This window comes from Pseudomonas sp. BBP2017 (assembly GCF_003024385.1).
Taxonomy (GTDB): domain Bacteria; phylum Pseudomonadota; class Gammaproteobacteria; order Pseudomonadales; family Pseudomonadaceae; genus Aquipseudomonas.
Genome location: NZ_PVZN01000001.1, coordinates 132,767 through 148,425 on the forward strand (window position 1 = coordinate 132,767; position 15,659 = coordinate 148,425).

Annotated in this window: 18 protein-coding genes; 14 read left to right on the forward strand and 4 right to left on the reverse strand. The window is 60.9% G+C overall.

Annotation, left to right across the window (positions count from 1 at the left end):
* Positions 1 to 126 precede the first annotated feature (126 nt).
* Entirely contained in the window at positions 127 to 1,065 is a 939-nt protein-coding gene (locus C6382_RS00625; protein WP_107022641.1) for a LysR family transcriptional regulator, read from the reverse strand.
* Positions 1,066 to 1,186: 121 nt separating this feature from the next.
* On the opposite strand from C6382_RS00625, the gene C6382_RS00630 reads away from it, so the two are divergent.
* Complete coding sequence (locus tag C6382_RS00630) at positions 1,187 to 2,113, forward strand: alpha/beta hydrolase (protein ID WP_178082721.1); 927 nt, start codon at positions 1,187 to 1,189, stop codon at positions 2,111 to 2,113.
* A 184-nt stretch (positions 2,114 to 2,297) separates the two neighbouring features.
* Positions 2,298 to 3,470, forward strand: coding sequence for an MFS transporter (locus C6382_RS00635; protein WP_107023005.1), 1,173 nt, complete (start codon positions 2,298 to 2,300; stop codon positions 3,468 to 3,470).
* Between the two features lie 294 nt (positions 3,471 to 3,764).
* Here the strand turns inward: C6382_RS00635 and C6382_RS00640 are convergent, their stop codons facing one another.
* Positions 3,765 to 4,748 carry an IS5 family transposase gene (locus C6382_RS00640; protein ID WP_107022642.1) on the reverse strand — a complete coding sequence of 328 codons (984 nt, stop codon included), beginning with the start codon at positions 4,746 to 4,748 and terminating at the stop codon, positions 3,765 to 3,767.
* Between the two features lie 201 nt (positions 4,749 to 4,949).
* Positions 4,950 to 5,159, reverse strand: a complete 210-nt coding sequence (locus tag C6382_RS00645) for a hypothetical protein (RefSeq protein WP_107022643.1) — start codon at positions 5,157 to 5,159, stop codon at positions 4,950 to 4,952.
* A 215-nt stretch (positions 5,160 to 5,374) separates the two neighbouring features.
* Between C6382_RS00645 and C6382_RS00650 the strand changes: the two genes are divergently transcribed.
* Genes C6382_RS00650 through C6382_RS00690 form a run of 9 tightly spaced genes read left to right on the forward strand, consistent with a single transcriptional unit; the run spans position 5,375 to position 12,800 of the window.
* Positions 5,375 to 5,710, forward strand: a complete 336-nt coding sequence (locus C6382_RS00650; RefSeq protein ID WP_107022644.1) for an RAQPRD family integrative conjugative element protein — start codon at positions 5,375 to 5,377, stop codon at positions 5,708 to 5,710.
* The gene (locus tag C6382_RS00655; RefSeq protein WP_041167230.1) at positions 5,697 to 5,936 is read left to right on the forward strand and encodes a TIGR03758 family integrating conjugative element protein; all 240 of its coding nucleotides are present in this window, start codon (positions 5,697 to 5,699) and stop codon (positions 5,934 to 5,936) included. Before C6382_RS00650 ends, C6382_RS00655 begins: the two co-directional genes overlap by 14 nt.
* Positions 5,937 to 5,951: 15 nt before the next feature.
* Positions 5,952 to 6,329, forward strand: coding sequence for a TIGR03745 family integrating conjugative element membrane protein (locus tag C6382_RS00660; RefSeq protein WP_107022645.1), 378 nt, complete (start codon positions 5,952 to 5,954; stop codon positions 6,327 to 6,329).
* 7 nt (positions 6,330 to 6,336) lie between these two features.
* Positions 6,337 to 6,738, forward strand: coding sequence for a TIGR03750 family conjugal transfer protein (locus C6382_RS00665; protein WP_107022646.1), 402 nt, complete (start codon positions 6,337 to 6,339; stop codon positions 6,736 to 6,738).
* Positions 6,735 to 7,373 (forward strand): PFL_4703 family integrating conjugative element protein, encoded by a 639-nt coding sequence (locus C6382_RS00670; RefSeq protein ID WP_107022647.1) that lies wholly within the window; start codon positions 6,735 to 6,737, stop codon positions 7,371 to 7,373. The genes C6382_RS00665 and C6382_RS00670 overlap by 4 nt, the downstream gene beginning before the upstream one ends.
* Entirely contained in the window at positions 7,373 to 8,179 is an 807-nt protein-coding gene (locus C6382_RS00675; protein ID WP_107022648.1) for a TIGR03749 family integrating conjugative element protein, read from the forward strand. The genes C6382_RS00670 and C6382_RS00675 overlap by 1 nt, the downstream gene beginning before the upstream one ends.
* On the forward strand, positions 8,169 to 9,677 hold the full coding sequence (locus C6382_RS00680; protein ID WP_107022649.1) for a TIGR03752 family integrating conjugative element protein: 1,509 nt from the start codon (positions 8,169 to 8,171) through the stop codon (positions 9,675 to 9,677). Before C6382_RS00675 ends, C6382_RS00680 begins: the two co-directional genes overlap by 11 nt.
* On the forward strand, positions 9,640 to 10,059 hold the full coding sequence (locus C6382_RS00685) for a TIGR03751 family conjugal transfer lipoprotein (protein ID WP_107022650.1): 420 nt from the start codon (positions 9,640 to 9,642) through the stop codon (positions 10,057 to 10,059). Before C6382_RS00680 ends, C6382_RS00685 begins: the two co-directional genes overlap by 38 nt.
* The gene (locus C6382_RS00690) at positions 10,059 to 12,800 is read left to right on the forward strand and encodes a conjugative transfer ATPase (RefSeq protein WP_107022651.1); all 2,742 of its coding nucleotides are present in this window, start codon (positions 10,059 to 10,061) and stop codon (positions 12,798 to 12,800) included. The genes C6382_RS00685 and C6382_RS00690 overlap by 1 nt, the downstream gene beginning before the upstream one ends.
* 93 nt (positions 12,801 to 12,893) lie before the next feature.
* Here C6382_RS00690 and C6382_RS24240 read toward each other — a convergent pair whose 3' ends face one another.
* Complete coding sequence (locus tag C6382_RS24240) at positions 12,894 to 13,022, reverse strand: hypothetical protein (protein WP_256588871.1); 129 nt, start codon at positions 13,020 to 13,022, stop codon at positions 12,894 to 12,896.
* Here C6382_RS24240 and C6382_RS00695 point away from each other — a divergent pair.
* The 3 genes from C6382_RS00695 to C6382_RS00705 are packed head-to-tail and all read left to right on the forward strand — an operon-like array spanning position 13,021 to position 15,655.
* Complete coding sequence (locus C6382_RS00695) at positions 13,021 to 13,998, forward strand: TIGR03756 family integrating conjugative element protein (RefSeq protein ID WP_107022652.1); 978 nt, start codon at positions 13,021 to 13,023, stop codon at positions 13,996 to 13,998. The two genes, C6382_RS24240 and C6382_RS00695, sit on opposite strands and share 2 nt — an antisense overlap.
* The gene (locus C6382_RS00700; RefSeq protein ID WP_107022653.1) at positions 13,998 to 15,353 is read left to right on the forward strand and encodes an integrating conjugative element protein; all 1,356 of its coding nucleotides are present in this window, start codon (positions 13,998 to 14,000) and stop codon (positions 15,351 to 15,353) included. Before C6382_RS00695 ends, C6382_RS00700 begins: the two co-directional genes overlap by 1 nt.
* Positions 15,350 to 15,655, forward strand: a complete 306-nt coding sequence (locus C6382_RS00705) for a hypothetical protein (RefSeq protein ID WP_107022654.1) — start codon at positions 15,350 to 15,352, stop codon at positions 15,653 to 15,655. The genes C6382_RS00700 and C6382_RS00705 overlap by 4 nt, the downstream gene beginning before the upstream one ends.
* The last annotated feature ends 4 nt before the right edge of the window (positions 15,656 to 15,659 follow it).

Below are 15,659 nucleotides of genomic sequence, written 5' to 3' on the forward strand. Positions count from 1 at the left end.
CTGGCTCCCTTGGCAGATGCACGGAATACGGGCGCAGTGCCCACGCCTGGAAGTCGATGCTCAAGTGAGATGAATACGCGATGCATATGCTAGGTATCGACTAGCCGCGCGGGCTTCGCTCACGGGTCAGGCAGAGTGAATGCCCTCCGCAGAATGCTGTTCCCAGGGTGGGCAAGGTGACCAAGCCTCCACGAGCTTGTCGATGAAGAGTCGAATTTTTGGAGAGAGGTGCCGCTTGCTAGGGTAGATCACCCGAATAGGCTCTGCGGCCTCTGCATACCCAGCGAGCAATTGAACAAGCTTGCCGCTCCTCAAATCGTCGTTCACCACGTAGGAAGGCAGAGTCGCGATACCCAGGCCAGCGACAGCTGACTGGTGCAATGACTCAGCACTGTCCATCTGTAGCCTTCCACCATGAGTAACGGGCACAGAGCTCCCATTCACGCGAAAATTCCAAGGAAGCAATCTCCCACCGCTCACGAAATGCAGGCACTGGTGCTCGGATAAATCCTCAGGCGTTTTAGGCTCGGCATGCTCAGCCAGATACTTGGGTGAAGCGCAGGTAATCATTTGTTGGTAGGCCACGGTGCGCGTGAGCAACCGAGAATCTTCCTTGGGTGGCCCGATGCGCATGGCCAAATCAAATCCCTCATCGATCAAATCGACCAGCCTGTCAGAAAAGGTGATATCCACGCTCAGGGAGGGCCAATCCTTCAGGCAGCACTCAATGTGCTGAAGGACATGAAGTCTGCCCAACGCAACCGGCAGACTCATCCGCAGTCGCCCACTGGGTGTCGAACGACGAAACGCAAGGGCATCCTCCACGTCATCCAGATCCTGAAGAACGCCCACACAGCGCTCATAAAGAACCTGGCCGTCATCGGTCATGCTCAAACTACGCGTGGTGCGATTGAGTAGACGTACCTGTAAACGAGCCTCGAGCCTCACTATCGACTTCCCCACCGCCGACCGCGTGAGGCCAAGTTGCTTCGCAGCCGCAGTGAAGCTTCCAGCGTTTACCGAGCTTACAAACGCGGCGATATCATTCAGGTTATGGAGTTCCATACGGCCTCAGTGGTCTCAACGTTCGGGCGGCTTAGCACCTGTTATGGGGAACCCTATTCCCCAATACTAAGCATAGTATCTCAATTAGCTAATCCACTCCCAACGATCAATTGAGGTCATGATGAACACTAAAGTCCAAGCAGCCGTCCAAACCTGGGCCAACAGCCTTAGCGATCTGGTACCCGTTCTTAAGGGAATCGATACCACCACAAAAATGAGCGACATCCGCGACTCCTACGCCAAAATGCTCGCGCAAAATCCAGCGCCTGCTGGCGTTAAATTTGAAGCAGTCGACATGGGTGGAGTGCCAGGCACACTGGTAATTCCGGACGAGATCAAAACCGATGCAGTGGTGATGTACATCCACGGCGGGGCGTACATTGTTGGTCGTCCAGACGGATACCACGGCATCGGCGGCAACTACGCCAAAATGCTCGGTGCTCGTGTGTACATGCCCGACTACCGCCTTGCCCCTGAGCACAAGTTTCCAGCATCCATTGACGACACACTGCGCGCCTACGAGTGGCTGCTTGAGCAGAAGATCCCGGCCAACAAGATTGCATTTTCTGGCGAATCAGCCGGCGGCGCGATGGTTGTCAGCGTCATGGTGGCGGCTAAATCGAAAGGGCTTCCATTGCCTGCGGTTGGCTCCTCCATCTCACCATGGGCGAACCTTGAACACACCGGTGCTTCCATGAGCAACCGTGAAGGGCTGGATCCTCTGAACTCCAAGCCCGTCCTGGACATCCTCGCCAGAGCATTCCTAGGCGACACATTGGCCAATCATCCTCTGGCCTCTCCAGTGTTCGCGGACGTCACCGGTCTTCCACCAATCTTGGTGCAGATCGGCGAGAACGAGCTGATGTTGAGTGATGCAATGCGCCTTGCAACTCACCTGGCTGATCACCGCGTTCGCGTTAACCTGGAAGTATGGCCTGCGATGTTCCACGCCTGGCACTTCTACGCCACCATGCTGCCAGAAGGTCAGCAGGCTATGGAGAGTTCTGTGCGCTTCATTGAGGTTGGCCTGGCCGACGCTAACCGCTAAAACGCAGACCGATCGCGACAGCTTTCTGGCTGTCGCGGTTCTGCTCATGCTGTTTCTACAAAAGCTTCATCAGGCTATTCAGAAAACCTGAGCAAGCGCCCTGCCCTACCCTACCCGAGCAAATTTCACCAAACGCCCCTTCTTGGCAGGCCGTGTCCACTGAACTCAGAAGATGGTTTTTCCTATGACACCAGATCGCAGCACGATCAACCCGAGGGTCTATGCGCTGACCTTCACTGCATTTGTAATGCTCTCCTCTGAATTTATCGTCGCAGGTTTACTGCCTGAAATTGCAACATCGCTGGCCATCACTATCGGTGCCGCGAGTGGGCTCGTGACAGCTTTTGCTTTAGGCATGGGCATCAGCGCGCCGATCATTGGTGTTCTAGCACACCGGGCCTCGAAACGATCCCTTCTCATATGCGCTTGCTTGGCATTGGTTCTCGGGAATGGAATTTCCGCAGCGTTCAATGATTACTACGTAATCCTCGCTGGTCGCGTGATGGGTGGTATTGGTGTCGCTGTTTTCTGGACGAACGCTGCTCTGGCCGCGAAGTCACTCTCACAAGGCCGCAATGAGAGCATGGCGATTGGTAGAGTCCTGGTGGGAATATCAATCGCATCTGTTGTAGGCGCCCCGGTCGGCAAGCTCATCGCAGACGCTACCAACTGGCGAATGGCGATGTGGATGATGACGGCGCTGAGCAGCGCAGCTCTACTAGCCGTCTGGATTTGGGTGAAGCCCTCAGAGGAGTCACGGCAGAAAGAAAATCTGCGCGACACCCTGCGTATAGCCTTCAAGCCTGACGTCTCAATGACCTTGGTCAGTTCATGCTTAATGTTTGCTGGCGTAGCCTCGGTATTCAACTTCTTGGCTACCTTCCTGGAAAGGGAGACCGGCTTCGGTGAGATGAACGTCACCTTGATCCTGTGCCTCTACGGCATCGCTGACATTGCGAGCAATCTAATTTTGTCCAAGCGGGTGCAGGACGATCTTGAGCCACTGTTCAGACGGGTCTTGGTGACCATGGCCGTCGGCATGTGTGCCCTGTCAATATTTGGCAATCTCACATGGGCTGTACCACTCGCCGTCATCATCGTTGCCAGCAGCCACGCTGGTGTCAGTCTGTTTATCGGAATAGACGTGCTAAAAAGGGCTGGGAACGCTGGTCAGTTGATCAACGCCATAAACGTATCAATGATAAATCTTGGTATCGGCATCGGTGCAGCGAGCACGGGATTGCTTATCGATAGAGTCGGCGTTGGCGCCGTAGGATGGGTCGGTGCATGCTTCATTGCTCTGACGCTGTGCGTCCGACGGAAAATCGAACGCAGCCACGTACATCATAATGGCTGAGTGTAGGCCGATGGTTGAAATTGCCTTGAGCTTTAAGGGAGCGCCGGCCAGCACTGAAGCAACGACCGAATGCATCCGCCACACGCGAAACATGCGCTTCGATATATAAGCTTCACATGCATCACGGGCGACTACTAAAAGTGAGCCCCTGGTGACAGAGCTAACAAAAAGAGCCCTAAGGAAACTCCGAACAAGCGGCCTTGAGCGCGCAATGAGCAGCGATTTGACGCCGCCAGACCTATTCTTCAGCCGTCAATTGGCTCAAAACCAAGGCTTTGCCCTGGCTTTAGCGCGCTACAGGCGCACCTCTCCTGCAGTGGTCAATAATTGCCGGCGCACCATCCACAGATTCGACAGTGCAAACAGCGTGGTCAGTTGCGCCGTGTTCTTGGCCAAGCCGCGAAACCGAGTCTTTACATAGCCAAACTGGCGTTTGATCACCCGGAACGGGTGCTCCACTTTCGCACGTGCCTGCGCCTTGGCCTTTTCGATCTTGCGCTTGGCTTTGTAGAGCGCGCTGCGTTTGCCCAAGTGCTTGTAAGTACTGCGTCGCGCAGCGATCTGCCAGATCACTGGCCGCCCTTCATGCTTTGGTCTTTTCTCAACGCCGGTATAGCCCGCATCGGCACAGACGACGTTCTCTGCGCAATGCAGCAGATGTGCAACCTCCGTTACGTCGGCCACGTTCGCCGCAGTGCCGTGAGCGTGATGCACCAGCCCGGACTCAGCATCAGCACCGATATGGGCCTTCATGCCGAAGAAGTACTGGTTGCCTTTCTTCGTTTGATGCATCTCTGGATCGCGCTTGCCTTCCATGTTCTTGGTCGAACTGGGCGCGTGGATAATCGTGGCATCGACAATCGTGCCCTGGCGCAGCGACAGCCCCTTGTCTTGCAGGTAGGCATTGATGGTTTCCAGGATGCCTGCCGCCAATTGGTGCTTCTCCAGCAAGTGCCGGAAATTCATGATCGTCGTGTCTTCGGAGATCGGGGCGCTGAGCGTCAACCGAGCAAACTGGCGCATCGAGGTGATCTCGTACAACGCTTCTTCCATCGCCGGATCGCTCAGCGAAAACCAGTTCTGTAGCAAGTGAATGCGCAGCATCGTTTCCAAGGGATACGGCTTACGACCGCCACCGGCCTTTGGATAGTGCGGTTCGATCAACGCGACCAATCCGCTCCACGGCACGACCTGCTCCATCTCTGCCAGGAACCGCTCACGGCGGGTCTGCTTGCGCTTACCGGCGTACTCGAAATCGGAGAAGCTCATTTGACTCATGGGAAAGGCTTGTTGGGGTGGCTGAGCGGACGGCTATTTCAGCACAGGTCGGCTGACCCGTGCTGACTTGTTCGGAGAATCCTTAACTGCAAATCGCCAATAATGTCAATGCGCCTTCACCATCCACTCTACTGACAATTCCTAGGCTCGACAACAGCCGTTGAGAGCTGCAGATGTGACGCCCGTGGAGGACGGTGCCTTTCAGTGAGATACCACTAGTCGGGCGCCGAAAGCGTTGCGCTGATATTCATTGACCGCCTGGAAATGCGCCTCGGCGATAAGGCGCAGACGTTCAACCTTCTCAGCAGGTATGCCAGCAGCTCGCGCATCGTGAAACCGCTTCATTGCGTCTACGGCATCCTTGTACATGGAATGGTCGGGATAGAGGACCTGCAGCGACTTTTTCTTCATCTATTTCTCAAGCAGGCACGGACAGTCAATTCATAATAGCTGGATTCTGATCCTGACGGATTGATTGCTCGGAAAGCTCAACAACTCAAGGCCGGCAACGCTCCCAGTCCACGGCGTCTCGACTCTAAAGCGAAGCCTCACAGATCTATTTAATCCATGCCAAAAGCTGCCTAAATCCTCAGAGTGAATTCCAGATAGCTGATCTGGATTTCGCCATGAAGACAACCTCCTCTACCCTACTGCTTGTCTGCTTGGTGTCGTTCGTTGCCGCCGCTGAAGACGTGCGCGAGCGCTCGGATCTGGACCTGGTGCAGCGGCAGATCACTTCCATGGAACTGCTGGCATACCGCGCAAGTAGCAGCTCAGTCGATGCCACTGGGGCCCGCTATCGATTCGATTATTCGAGGTTCGCTGCAGACCTCAAGCGTATGCGTCAAGGCATCCACAAATACCTTTCGCCCTCCCGCGCGCAGCCAGCTGACATGGTTGAGCTGACCGGTGATTACCGCGCTGAAGCGTCCCTCGCGAGGCCATCCGATGAGCATGACTGACGCCCAACTCAGCGCGTTTTCGGCCGTGGCCGGGTTTACCCCGCAGCTCAGTTCGGTGCTGTGGCGCTCATCGGTGCTCGTGCTCGCATTGCTCTGGTGCACCTGGGCCCTGTGGACCGGCTACCGCGGCTGGGCGGCAGGCAACCTCAATTTCGGCGCGCTTGGGGGCAGCACACTGCGCCTGGCACTCGCCCTGATCGTGCTGATGTTTTTCATGCTGTCGTAACCAGGAGACCTTGCCATGAATCTCTCCCGTCGTTGCCACCGCCCGCTCGCTCTGTTGCGGGAGTCCTGTTCGCAAGTCCTGTTCGGTGGCCTGGTGCTGCTGAGCTCGACACTGGCTTGGGCTGACCTGCCGACTATGGAGGCGCCTTCCCGCGGCGAGGGTTCGGGACTGATCGACACCATCAAGAACTACGCCTACGACGGCGGCATCCTGCTCGGCCTGTTGATCGCCACTCTCGCCTTCCTCGGCGTGGCCTGGCATTCGCTCACCGTCTACGCCGACGTGCAGAACCAGCGCAAGACCTGGAAGGACCTCGGCGCCGTGGTCGGTGTCGGCGCGCTGTTGGTGGTGGTGATCCTCTGGTTCCTCACCAAAGCCGCGACGATCCTGTGAGGTCACCATGTCCGACGCCCCTGCCACCCTGCCTGACGGAACGCTGACCTTCCTCCCGGAGCGCCTCAACCGTGACCCGGCCGTTCTTCGCGGGCTCACCAACGACGAGATGTGGGTCGCGCTGATCGCCGGCGCCGGGCTGGGTGTGATTCTCGGTGCACCGCTGGCGGTGGCCACCACTTCCATCGCCACCCTCCCCACCTGCATGTTCATCTGCATGGCGCTGGTGTTGCTCGGCGGCGGCAAGCTGCTGCGCCGAGCCAAGCGCGCCCGCCCCGAAACCTGGCTGTACAGGCGTCTGCAGTGGCACCTGGCAGTGCACTGGGGTGTCGGCACTCATCAGTTGATCCTGCACTCAGGGCCTTGGACCGTCCGCCGTACGCGTCGACATGCGAGGACCGCCCCATGAGCCGCTTTCGTAACAAGGTGGATGCGCAGCAGGCGCACATCCTCAGCCTGCGCCTGGCCGTGGCGATCCTGACGCTGCTGTGCACCGGCCTCTGGTACGGCTGGCAATCATCTCCGTCCGAGCTGACCATTCACGTACCACCCGATCTGCGCTCCGGCAGCACGCGCAAATGGTGGGATGTGCCGCCTGAGAACATCTACGCCTTCGCGCTGTACATCTTCGGCCAGCTCAATCGCTGGCCCACAGATGGCGAGGTCGACTACCACCGTGCCATCTTTGCCCTACAGCCCTACCTGACACCGGCGTGCAAGACCTTCTTCGACGGCGACTTCGAGTACCGCAAGGCCGCCGGCGAACTGCGCGGCCGGGTGCGCGGCGTATACGAGGTGCTGGGCCGCGGCTACAGCGACAACCCCGACCTGCGGGTGAAGCAGCTGGATAAGCACAGCTGGCTGGTGAAGCTCGACCTCAACGCCGACGAGTACTACGCCGCCGAGCCGGTGAAGCGCGTGGTCGTGCGCTATCCGCTACGCGTGGTGCGCTTCGACGTCGACCCCGAGCACAACAAGTGGGGCTTGGCCCTGGACTGCTACGAAGGCACACCGCAGAAGCTGGCGCTGCCGGGAGGTGCGTGATGACGCGTTTCTTGATTCTTATGCTGGTGGTGGCCGCTGGCTGGTGTTCAGCCGTCGGTGCAGTCGAGGTCAAATACTGGGACCGCCTGCCGCTGGCCGTTCCACTCACGGTTGGCCAGGAACGGGTCCTGATGCTGGATGAAGACGTTCGCGTGGGTTTGCCGAGTACGATCTCCAGCAAGCTCCGCGTGCAGTCCGTCGGCGGCACGGTGTACCTGCGCGCGGCAGAAACCCTTCCCCCTACCCGGCTGCAACTGCAATCGGTGAAGTCGGGCGACATCATCCTGATCGACATCGAGGCGCTCGAGGGCAGCGAGACACTGGAGCCGGTAAAGATCGTGGCCCAGGCTCCGGCACCGGACGTGGAAGCTGCGAAGGAGGCGGCACCTGCAGCGACGCCGGTACCGGTGGTGCTCACCCGCTATGCGGCGCAGAACCTCTATGCGCCCCTGCGTACCGTGGCACCACTGCCCGGTGTGCGGAGGGTGCCGCTGAGCGACTCCGCCGCGTTCAGCACCTTGCTGCCCACCGAACGAGTTTCGATCAAGGCACTCGCGGCCTGGCGGCTCGGCGACTACTGGGTAACGGCGGTGAAGATTGTGAACCGCGGCCCCGGCAAGGTGGCGCTGGACCCGCGCCACCTGCAGGCCACGCTGTATGCCGCGACGTTCCAGCACACGGACCTTGGCCTCGCCGGCACGCCTGAAGACACCACCGTGGCCTATCTTGTCACCCGCGGCGGCGACCTGAAGCACGCGCTGCTGTTGCCCCCGCCAAAACCGGAGGCTGCCGATCATGAAAGCTAACGGCCTGCTGAAATGGTTGGTGCCCGGAGTCCTGCTGGGCATCGTGCTGATCATCGTCAAATCCTGGATGGCCACGCCGGACGGCGAGCCCGCCCGCGATCCGGACAACGCCACGCTCAGCGCAGAACAGGCAAAAGCCTTGGGCATCGCAGGCGATACCCCGCGCGATACCGTGGCCACGCTGATTGGCCAGGTCAAGGCGATGCGCAGCGAGATGCAGACGCTGAAGAAAGGCAACGATGCGCTGCAGACTGAGAACAACCGGCTGCGCACGCGCGAAGGCAACATTGACACGCGCATCCAGAGCACGCTGAGCAGTGTCACCCAACAGGTCACCGAGCAGCGCCAGCAAGCCATCGATGCCCGGCAGAAGGCGGAGCAGCAGCACCGCGAGACCCAGGGGCTGCTGTCCAGACTCAAGGACCAGCTCACCGGCAAGCCAGCCGCAAAGTCGGATATTCCTGCAGGCTTCGGTCTTGAACCGGGCGACGAGCAGCAGTTTGCAGGGGCTCAGGCACCGGCAGATGCGATGCAGTGGATCGAACCGTCGAATGCACGCGTCGGGCAAGAGGACACCGCCAAAGCCGACGGTCCGCTGTCGTCGTTGACCTCGAAGTTCAAGGACCTGCACGGACTGGACAACAACACCATCGACCGTGGTCAGGACCGTTTGCGTGCCGTCGCCAAAGGCGAGCGTGACCTGGAGAACGCCCAGGACCCTACCGAAGGCGCCAGGCCCGTTTACACCATCCCCGAGAACTCGACGTTGATGGGCTCGATCGCCATGACCGCGCTGATTGGCCGGGTGCCGGTAGACGGCACGGTGAATGACCCTTATCCGTTCAAGGTGCTGGTGGGGCCGGACAACCTCACCGCCAACGGGATCGACCTGCCGGACGTGGTCGGCGCGGTCATGAGCGGCACCGCCGCCGGCGACTGGACGCTGTCATGCGTGCGCGGCCAGGTCGAGTCGATCACTTTTGTCTTCAGCGACGGTACCGTCCGCACGGTGCCGCAGCCGCAGAAGGTCGTCAGCCGCAATCGCAGTAGCACCCAGACTTCGGACACCGAGAAGATCCGTGGTGGGTTGGGCTACATCTCCGATCCCTACGGCATTCCCTGCATTTCCGGCGAGCGCCGCTCCAACGCCCAGCAGTACCTGGGCAGCCAGAGCCTGATCACTGCGGCCGGTGCTGGCTTCGCCTCGGCCCTGGGCAGCGAGCAGACCAACACCTCGTTCATCAACTCGGCGAGCAGCAGCCTGGGGCTGACCCAGAACAGTGGCAACAGCGCGCTGAACTCGGTCATCAGCGGCGGCATCGGCGACATCCGTGACTGGATCAACAAGCTCTACGGCGAAGCCTTCGCCGCCATCTACGTGCCGCCCGGGGCCAAGGTGGCCTTGCACCTGGATCACGAAATCAGCATCGACTACGAACCCAAAGGCCGGAGAGTGAACCATGAAAGCCCATCCGTCTCGGTACTGGATCTGGATTAGCCTGCTGCTCAGCCTGCACCTGGCCGGCTGTTCCACCAGCAAGGAGGAAATGCTGCCCCATGGTGATCAAACCATGCTGGATATCTGGAACGGCGGTGGCTCGGTTGGCACCCAGCAGCAGTTGCAGGAGGCGCGTGGCGAGCTGCGTCGACCGGTACTGGATCCCGAGCGCCTGATCAACGAGCAGAGCGCCTACACGCGCACGGCTGCCAACGAAATCCGCGCCCAGTTCCCGCGCCTGCCCAACCCGGACCTGGTCATGTACGTGTATCCGCACCTGGCCGGAACCCAACAGACACCGGTGCCTGGCTACTCGACCGTGTTCCCGTTGTACGAGAAGGTCCAGTACGCGCTGCCCGGCGAGCGCCTGGACGATCTGTGATGGCCGATGACACGAGTCGCGAACCGTCCCGCTGGAAGCCCTGGCGCGCGGCACAGCGTCGGCGCGCCACGCTGGCCGACGAGGCTGCCCAGTATGCGCACAACCCCAGCTTCGCCGACCACCTACCTTGGGTCGAGTATCTCGAGGAGCAGCAGTGCTTTCTGCTTGATGACAACCGTTCGGTGGGCGCCGTGTTCGAGCTGCAGCCGATCGGCACCGAGGGCCGTGAACCCGAGTGGCTGATGGCGGCACGCGACGCCCTGGAAGATGCGCTGCAGGACAGCTTCGACGAGCTCGACCAGGCGCCCTGGGTGGTGCAGTTCTTCTGCCAGGACGACAGTGACTTTGCCCCGTACCTTGAACGCCTGGAGCGCTACATCGCGCCGCGCGTGCGAGGTACGCAGTTCACCGAAGCCTTCCTTGCGTCGATGCAACGTCACCTTGAAGCCGTCGGCAAACCGGGCGGGTTGTTCGACGACCATGTGGTGTCTCACCTCCCCTGGCGCGGCAGCAATCGGCGGATTCGCCTGGTGGTCTATCGCTGGCTCGGGGAGCAGGCCGACGAGGATGGGCAGAACCCAGTTCAGCTGTTGAACCGCACCTGCGACCGCTTGGTGGCCTCGCTGCAGGCCTGCGGGGTCAGCCCTCGACGGTTGACCGGGCGCGACTTCTACGCCTGGTTGCTGCCCTGGTTCAACCCAGCCCCTGCCCTCACCGGCGAATCCCCTGGCGCGTTCTATCGACGTGTGCCTTACCCAGAAGTGGATGACGGCGAGGAGCTGCCGCTGCCGTTCGACCACGATTTCGCCGAGCGGCTGTTCTTTCAGGAACCGCGCTCCGATAGCGAGCAGGGTCTGTGGTACTTCGATCAGCAGCCGCACGCCGTGATGGTGGTCGACAAGCTGCGCAGGCCACCGCATATCGGCCAGCTGACCGGCGAAACACGCAAGGCCGAGGCGTTGAACGCCTTGTTTGATCAGTTACCTGAGCAGGCGGTGATGAGCCTGACCTTGGTGATCACGCCCCAGGATGTGCTCGAAGAGCAGCTCAACCGCCTGGCGCGCAAAGCCATCGGCGAGAACCTCGCCTCGACCCAGACCCGCCAGAACGTGGAAGAAGCGCGCGCGCTGATCGGACGCCAGCACAAGCTGTACCGCAGCACCCTGGCACTGTACCTGCGCGGCGCCGATGAACAGCAGCTGCGCCAGCGCTCTGTCCAGGCTGCCAATGTCCTGCTCGGCGCTGGCCTGCAGCCGGTGCGCGAGGGTGATGAAGTCGCCGCCTGCAACAGTTACCTGCGCTGGTTGCCGATGGTCTACAACCCGGCGCGGGACACACGCAATTGGTACACCCGGCTGCTGTTTGCCCAGCACGTCGCCAACCTGCTACCGCTCTGGGGGCGCAGCATCGGTACCGGCAACCCGGGGATCACCTTCTTCAACCGGGGTGGCGCGCCACTGTCATTCGACCCGCTGTCGCGCTTCGACCGCTCGATGAATGGTCACCTGCTGTTGTTCGGCCCGACCGGTGCCGGCAAGTCGGCCACCCTGGTTTCAATCCTGATGCAGGTCATGGCGGTGTACCGGCCGCGACTGTTCATCGTTGAAGCCGGCAACTCTTTTGGCCTGCAGGGCGACTACTTCGCCACCCTCGGACTTTCCGTCAACAAGGTTCAGCTCAAACCGGGCAGTGATGTGAGCCTGGCGCCGTTCGCCCATGCCCGGCGCCTGATCGAACATCCGGACCAGGTCGCCAGTCTGTCGACCGAAGACCTGGATGAGGCTGCTCCGGACAGTGACGAGCAGCGCGATGTGCTGGGCGAGCTGGAGATCACTGCGCGGCTGATGATCACCGGCGGCGAAGCCAAAGAAGAGGCGCGCCTGACCCGGGCGGACCGCAGCCTGATCCGCGAGTGCATCCTCGATGCCACCCGACACTGCGCGACGACTGAGCAGCAAGTGCTGACCCGGCATGTCCGCGATGCCCTGCGCAAAGTCGCCAGCGACACCCATCTGCCCGACAAACGCCGTGAGCGAGCTCAGGAGATGGCTGAGTCCATCGACCTGTTCTGTCAGGGTTTTGAGGGCGCCTTGTTCGACCGGCCCGGCACACCCTGGCCGGAAAGCGACGTGACGATCGTCGACCTCGCCACCTATGCCCGTGAGGGTTACGAGGCGCAAATGTCGATCAGCTACATCAGCCTGATGAACACGGTGAACAACATCGCCGAGCGCGATCAGTACCTGGGGCGTCCAATCATCATGGTCACCGATGAAGGCCACATCATCACTAAGAACCCGCTGCTGGCTCCCTTCGTGGTCAAGGGTACGAAGATGTGGCGCAAGCTCGGCGCCTGGTTCTGGCTGGCGACGCAGAACATGGCTGACTTGCCCGACGCGGCGCAGACCATGCTCAACATGATCGAATGGTGGATCTGCTTAAACATGCCGCCGGCGGAAATCGAGGAGATCGCTCGCTTCAAAAAACTCACGCCGGCACAGAAGGCGCTGCTGCTCTCCGCGAGCAAGGCCTCGGGCAAATACACCGAGGGCGTGGTCCTGTCGAAGAATCTGGAGACTTTATTCCGCGCGGTACCACCGAGCCTGTACCTCGCGTTGGCCATGACCGAGCCCGAAGAAAAAGCTCAGCGCTGGCGATTGATGGAAGAGCACCAGCAGTCTGAGCTGGAGGCCGCCCTGCAGGTCGCAGCGGAGATTGATCGCCTGCGCGGCATGTCGTGAACGACACCGTCATGGCAATTCGAGCCCCTCTGTTCAGCAAAAACCGACAAGAGCACATTTGTACTCCTCCGGCATTTTGCTTATCTCGCGCCGCTAAATCGAGGGCCCGACAAAACCGATCACTCCGGACTCGGTTTGTCCGCCCTCCTCCAGTACCGGATCCGGGATGCTGAAACTTGGCGCACGGATGCACACCGCTGCCACCTGCCGAGCGTTGCCCATGAACGTGATCGCCCCCACACGAATCAGATCAAGAAGTCTCAATAAAGCTCGCCGTGGCCGTGCATTCACCGCAGCCGTTTTGCTGGTCGCTGCCGAGCAGTGCCTGGCATTGACCACGCCTGCCATTATCGCCTCCGTCACTTCGCTGCAGTGCCTGGAGTATCGGGTCGTCGGGATCTGCTATTGGCTGCTCTGCACGCCGTTCGGCTGCACCGTGCGAACTTCACCGAAGATCCGTCACTTCATCCCCGAGCTGGTGGTGTCGAGCTATGCCGACACCGGCGGCAATCCCTGGAGCGAGATGTCAGCGCTGTCGACGCCGATGCCGGCGTCGCAAGGGGGTGGCAACCTGATCACACCTTCGCCGCAGCGCGATAACCTGCCACGGTTCAAGAATGTCGACGGCATTGGGCATCCCGGCGGGGCAGCCCTGACGGCCTTGGCGCACACGTTCGGCTATGCATGCCCTAGCGGAGCTGTGCCTTTTGCGCCCTACTACCTCAGCACACTCGACCCACTGGCGTGGCGCCAGGCCGTTCCCGAATCCGTCTACCCGCAGGCACTGGTCCCAGGGATGCGCGAGATCGGCAACCAGGCACTCGGCGACATGTGGGGCAGCGTCTACCCTCGCCACGGTTTTCTGGTGCAGCCCGATGATTTCAAGGCGGCTGCCGTGATAGCCCAGCGCGCCAGCGACGTCATCACCCGCGTCGGCCAGCCGCACGTTTATCTGCCGCTGCAGCCGATGCCGGCTCCCGGCTATTGGCCGCCGCAGCCGGTGATGGAGAACAACGTCAACAACCACCGCTGGCAATTACTTACCCCGGTAGTCCAGAACACCTGCGCCATCTTCCCCAGCGAGACGATCCAGAACACCGACGGTGCCTACGCCTGGTCGCTGTGGCGGCCCTACCGCTGCTGCCAGCGTATGGGCCAGACGTTTCTGTTCAGCATCGACTTTGATGGAGGCCAATGATGAACAACTTCGCGCTCGGATTGGTGTGCTTCCTCGTGTGCGCCGCGGGCTACGCCGCTGAGAACGGCTACCACCTCGGTGACCAGGCCCCGGTCCTCGACGACCGCGTGATGTACACCATCGGCGGCGGTTCGGCGGCGGGAGCGCCCTCCTCGCTCTACCGCCCCAATGGCCTCGGCGTGGGCATGTCCTGGCGCGCCAACATGATGTGCGGAAACATGAACCTTTCGAACACTCTGCAGAACCAGCTCAATGGTGCCACCCAGGGCTTCCAGCAGATCATGGGCAACGTCATCCAGAACGCCACGCAGGCAGTGATGTCGCTACCGGCGATGATCATCCAGCGCGCCAACCCCGGGTTGTATGAGCTCCTGAGCAATGGCGTGTTGCAGGGTCGCATCGACTTCGATCGTTCCAAGCTCACGTGCCAGGCGATGGCGGCGAAAATGGCCGACAAGGTCGACCAAGCCGGCTGGGGCGCGCTGGCCCAGAACCAGGAGATGCAGCACAACCTCGAGCAGTCCGGCGGTGATGCCGTAATGGCGGTAAAGGACACCGAATCGAACAACGGCAACAACGGCGTCAGCTGGGTCGGTGGGCAGAAGGCTGGCGGCAATGGCCAGCACCCTATCCGGGTGACGTCTGACGTGGTCAAAGCTGGCTACAACCTGCTGCACAACAGGGCCGTCGAGGACACCTCGGCCGTCGGCTCGGGCTGCCAGAATGGCGCTATCTGCCAAGCCTGGTCGAGCCCCGAGGAGGCTTCCGAGTGGGCGACGCGTGTGCTCGGTGAAACCGAGGTGGAGACCTGCGATGACTGCGAGACGCTGCGCGTAACTGCTGGGACGGGCCTGTCGCCGCTGATCCAGGAAACCTACGCGGAACACCTGGAAGGCCTGCAGCGCATGGTCTCGGGCGCCGACCAGCCCAGCCCGGAGAACCTCGGCAAAGTCTCCAGCCCATTATTGCAGGTCTCCCGCGGCGTCATTGAGGGGCTGCGCGATGACCCTGACCAGAACCTGCTGGCCCGACGCTTGGCCAGTGAGACCGCACTGTCCAGCGTGATCTACAAGGCGATGCTGCTGCAGCGCACGCTGTTCGCCGGCAGCCATGAGCCCAATGTGGCTTCGGCACAGCCCGCCACCACCGCCCTCAACAGCAACGTCGAAACCCTGGAGCGTGAGATTCGCCTGCTGCAAACCGAGCTGGAGGTACGCCAGTCGCTGGCCACCAATACCGCCAGCCTGGTCCTCGATCGCCACGCCGGCGGCGCCGACGCCTCGCGCAGCATCAATCAGCGCGACCCGGAGCCAGACCGACTGCGCCGGGCTGAACAGGAGAGGAGCACGCCATGATTACGTTATCTATGAGATCCCTGATCATCCAAGTGCTGCTGATCCTCGGCACCCTGCTGGTCATATTGCTGATTGCCTGGATAGCACTGCAACTGCCCGCCACCCAATTGGATTGGCTCGCACCAGCGCGAGCAACTGCCACCTACTTCGCGTGGTGGCGCGCTCTGCTGTACGCCCTGATCTCCGCCGGTTGGGCCGCAGCGTTGCGTATGCGGGCTGCGCCTGTGGACCAGCAACGGCTAAAGAGTCTGGGGTTGATCGGCTTCAGCTCTATCATCTTGGTCGAACTGTCTCGCGTGTGAGGTG

What these genes read in the sequence shown, in the direction of transcription:
- C6382_RS00625 (WP_107022641.1), bottom strand. Translation starts at nt 1,065, where the DNA reads ATGGAACTCCATAACCTGAATGATATCGCCGCGTTTGTAAGCTCGGTA.
- C6382_RS00630 (WP_178082721.1), top strand. Translation starts at nt 1,187, where the DNA reads ATGAACACTAAAGTCCAAGCAGCCGTCCAAACCTGGGCCAACAGCCTT.
- C6382_RS00635 (WP_107023005.1), top strand. Translation starts at nt 2,298, where the DNA reads ATGACACCAGATCGCAGCACGATCAACCCGAGGGTCTATGCGCTGACC.
- C6382_RS00640 (WP_107022642.1), bottom strand. Translation starts at nt 4,748, where the DNA reads ATGAGTCAAATGAGCTTCTCCGATTTCGAGTACGCCGGTAAGCGCAAG.
- C6382_RS00645 (WP_107022643.1), bottom strand. Translation starts at nt 5,159, where the DNA reads ATGAAGAAAAAGTCGCTGCAGGTCCTCTATCCCGACCATTCCATGTAC.
- C6382_RS00650 (WP_107022644.1), top strand. Translation starts at nt 5,375, where the DNA reads ATGAAGACAACCTCCTCTACCCTACTGCTTGTCTGCTTGGTGTCGTTC.
- C6382_RS00655 (WP_041167230.1), top strand. Translation starts at nt 5,697, where the DNA reads ATGAGCATGACTGACGCCCAACTCAGCGCGTTTTCGGCCGTGGCCGGG.
- C6382_RS00660 (WP_107022645.1), top strand. Translation starts at nt 5,952, where the DNA reads ATGAATCTCTCCCGTCGTTGCCACCGCCCGCTCGCTCTGTTGCGGGAG.
- C6382_RS00665 (WP_107022646.1), top strand. Translation starts at nt 6,337, where the DNA reads ATGTCCGACGCCCCTGCCACCCTGCCTGACGGAACGCTGACCTTCCTC.
- C6382_RS00670 (WP_107022647.1), top strand. Translation starts at nt 6,735, where the DNA reads ATGAGCCGCTTTCGTAACAAGGTGGATGCGCAGCAGGCGCACATCCTC.
- C6382_RS00675 (WP_107022648.1), top strand. Translation starts at nt 7,373, where the DNA reads ATGACGCGTTTCTTGATTCTTATGCTGGTGGTGGCCGCTGGCTGGTGT.
- C6382_RS00680 (WP_107022649.1), top strand. Translation starts at nt 8,169, where the DNA reads ATGAAAGCTAACGGCCTGCTGAAATGGTTGGTGCCCGGAGTCCTGCTG.
- C6382_RS00685 (WP_107022650.1), top strand. Translation starts at nt 9,640, where the DNA reads ATGAAAGCCCATCCGTCTCGGTACTGGATCTGGATTAGCCTGCTGCTC.
- C6382_RS00690 (WP_107022651.1), top strand. Translation starts at nt 10,059, where the DNA reads ATGGCCGATGACACGAGTCGCGAACCGTCCCGCTGGAAGCCCTGGCGC.
- C6382_RS00695 (WP_107022652.1), top strand. Translation starts at nt 13,021, where the DNA reads ATGAACGTGATCGCCCCCACACGAATCAGATCAAGAAGTCTCAATAAA.
- C6382_RS24240 (WP_256588871.1), bottom strand. Translation starts at nt 13,022, where the DNA reads ATGGGCAACGCTCGGCAGGTGGCAGCGGTGTGCATCCGTGCGCCAAGT.
- C6382_RS00700 (WP_107022653.1), top strand. Translation starts at nt 13,998, where the DNA reads ATGAACAACTTCGCGCTCGGATTGGTGTGCTTCCTCGTGTGCGCCGCG.
- C6382_RS00705 (WP_107022654.1), top strand. Translation starts at nt 15,350, where the DNA reads ATGATTACGTTATCTATGAGATCCCTGATCATCCAAGTGCTGCTGATC.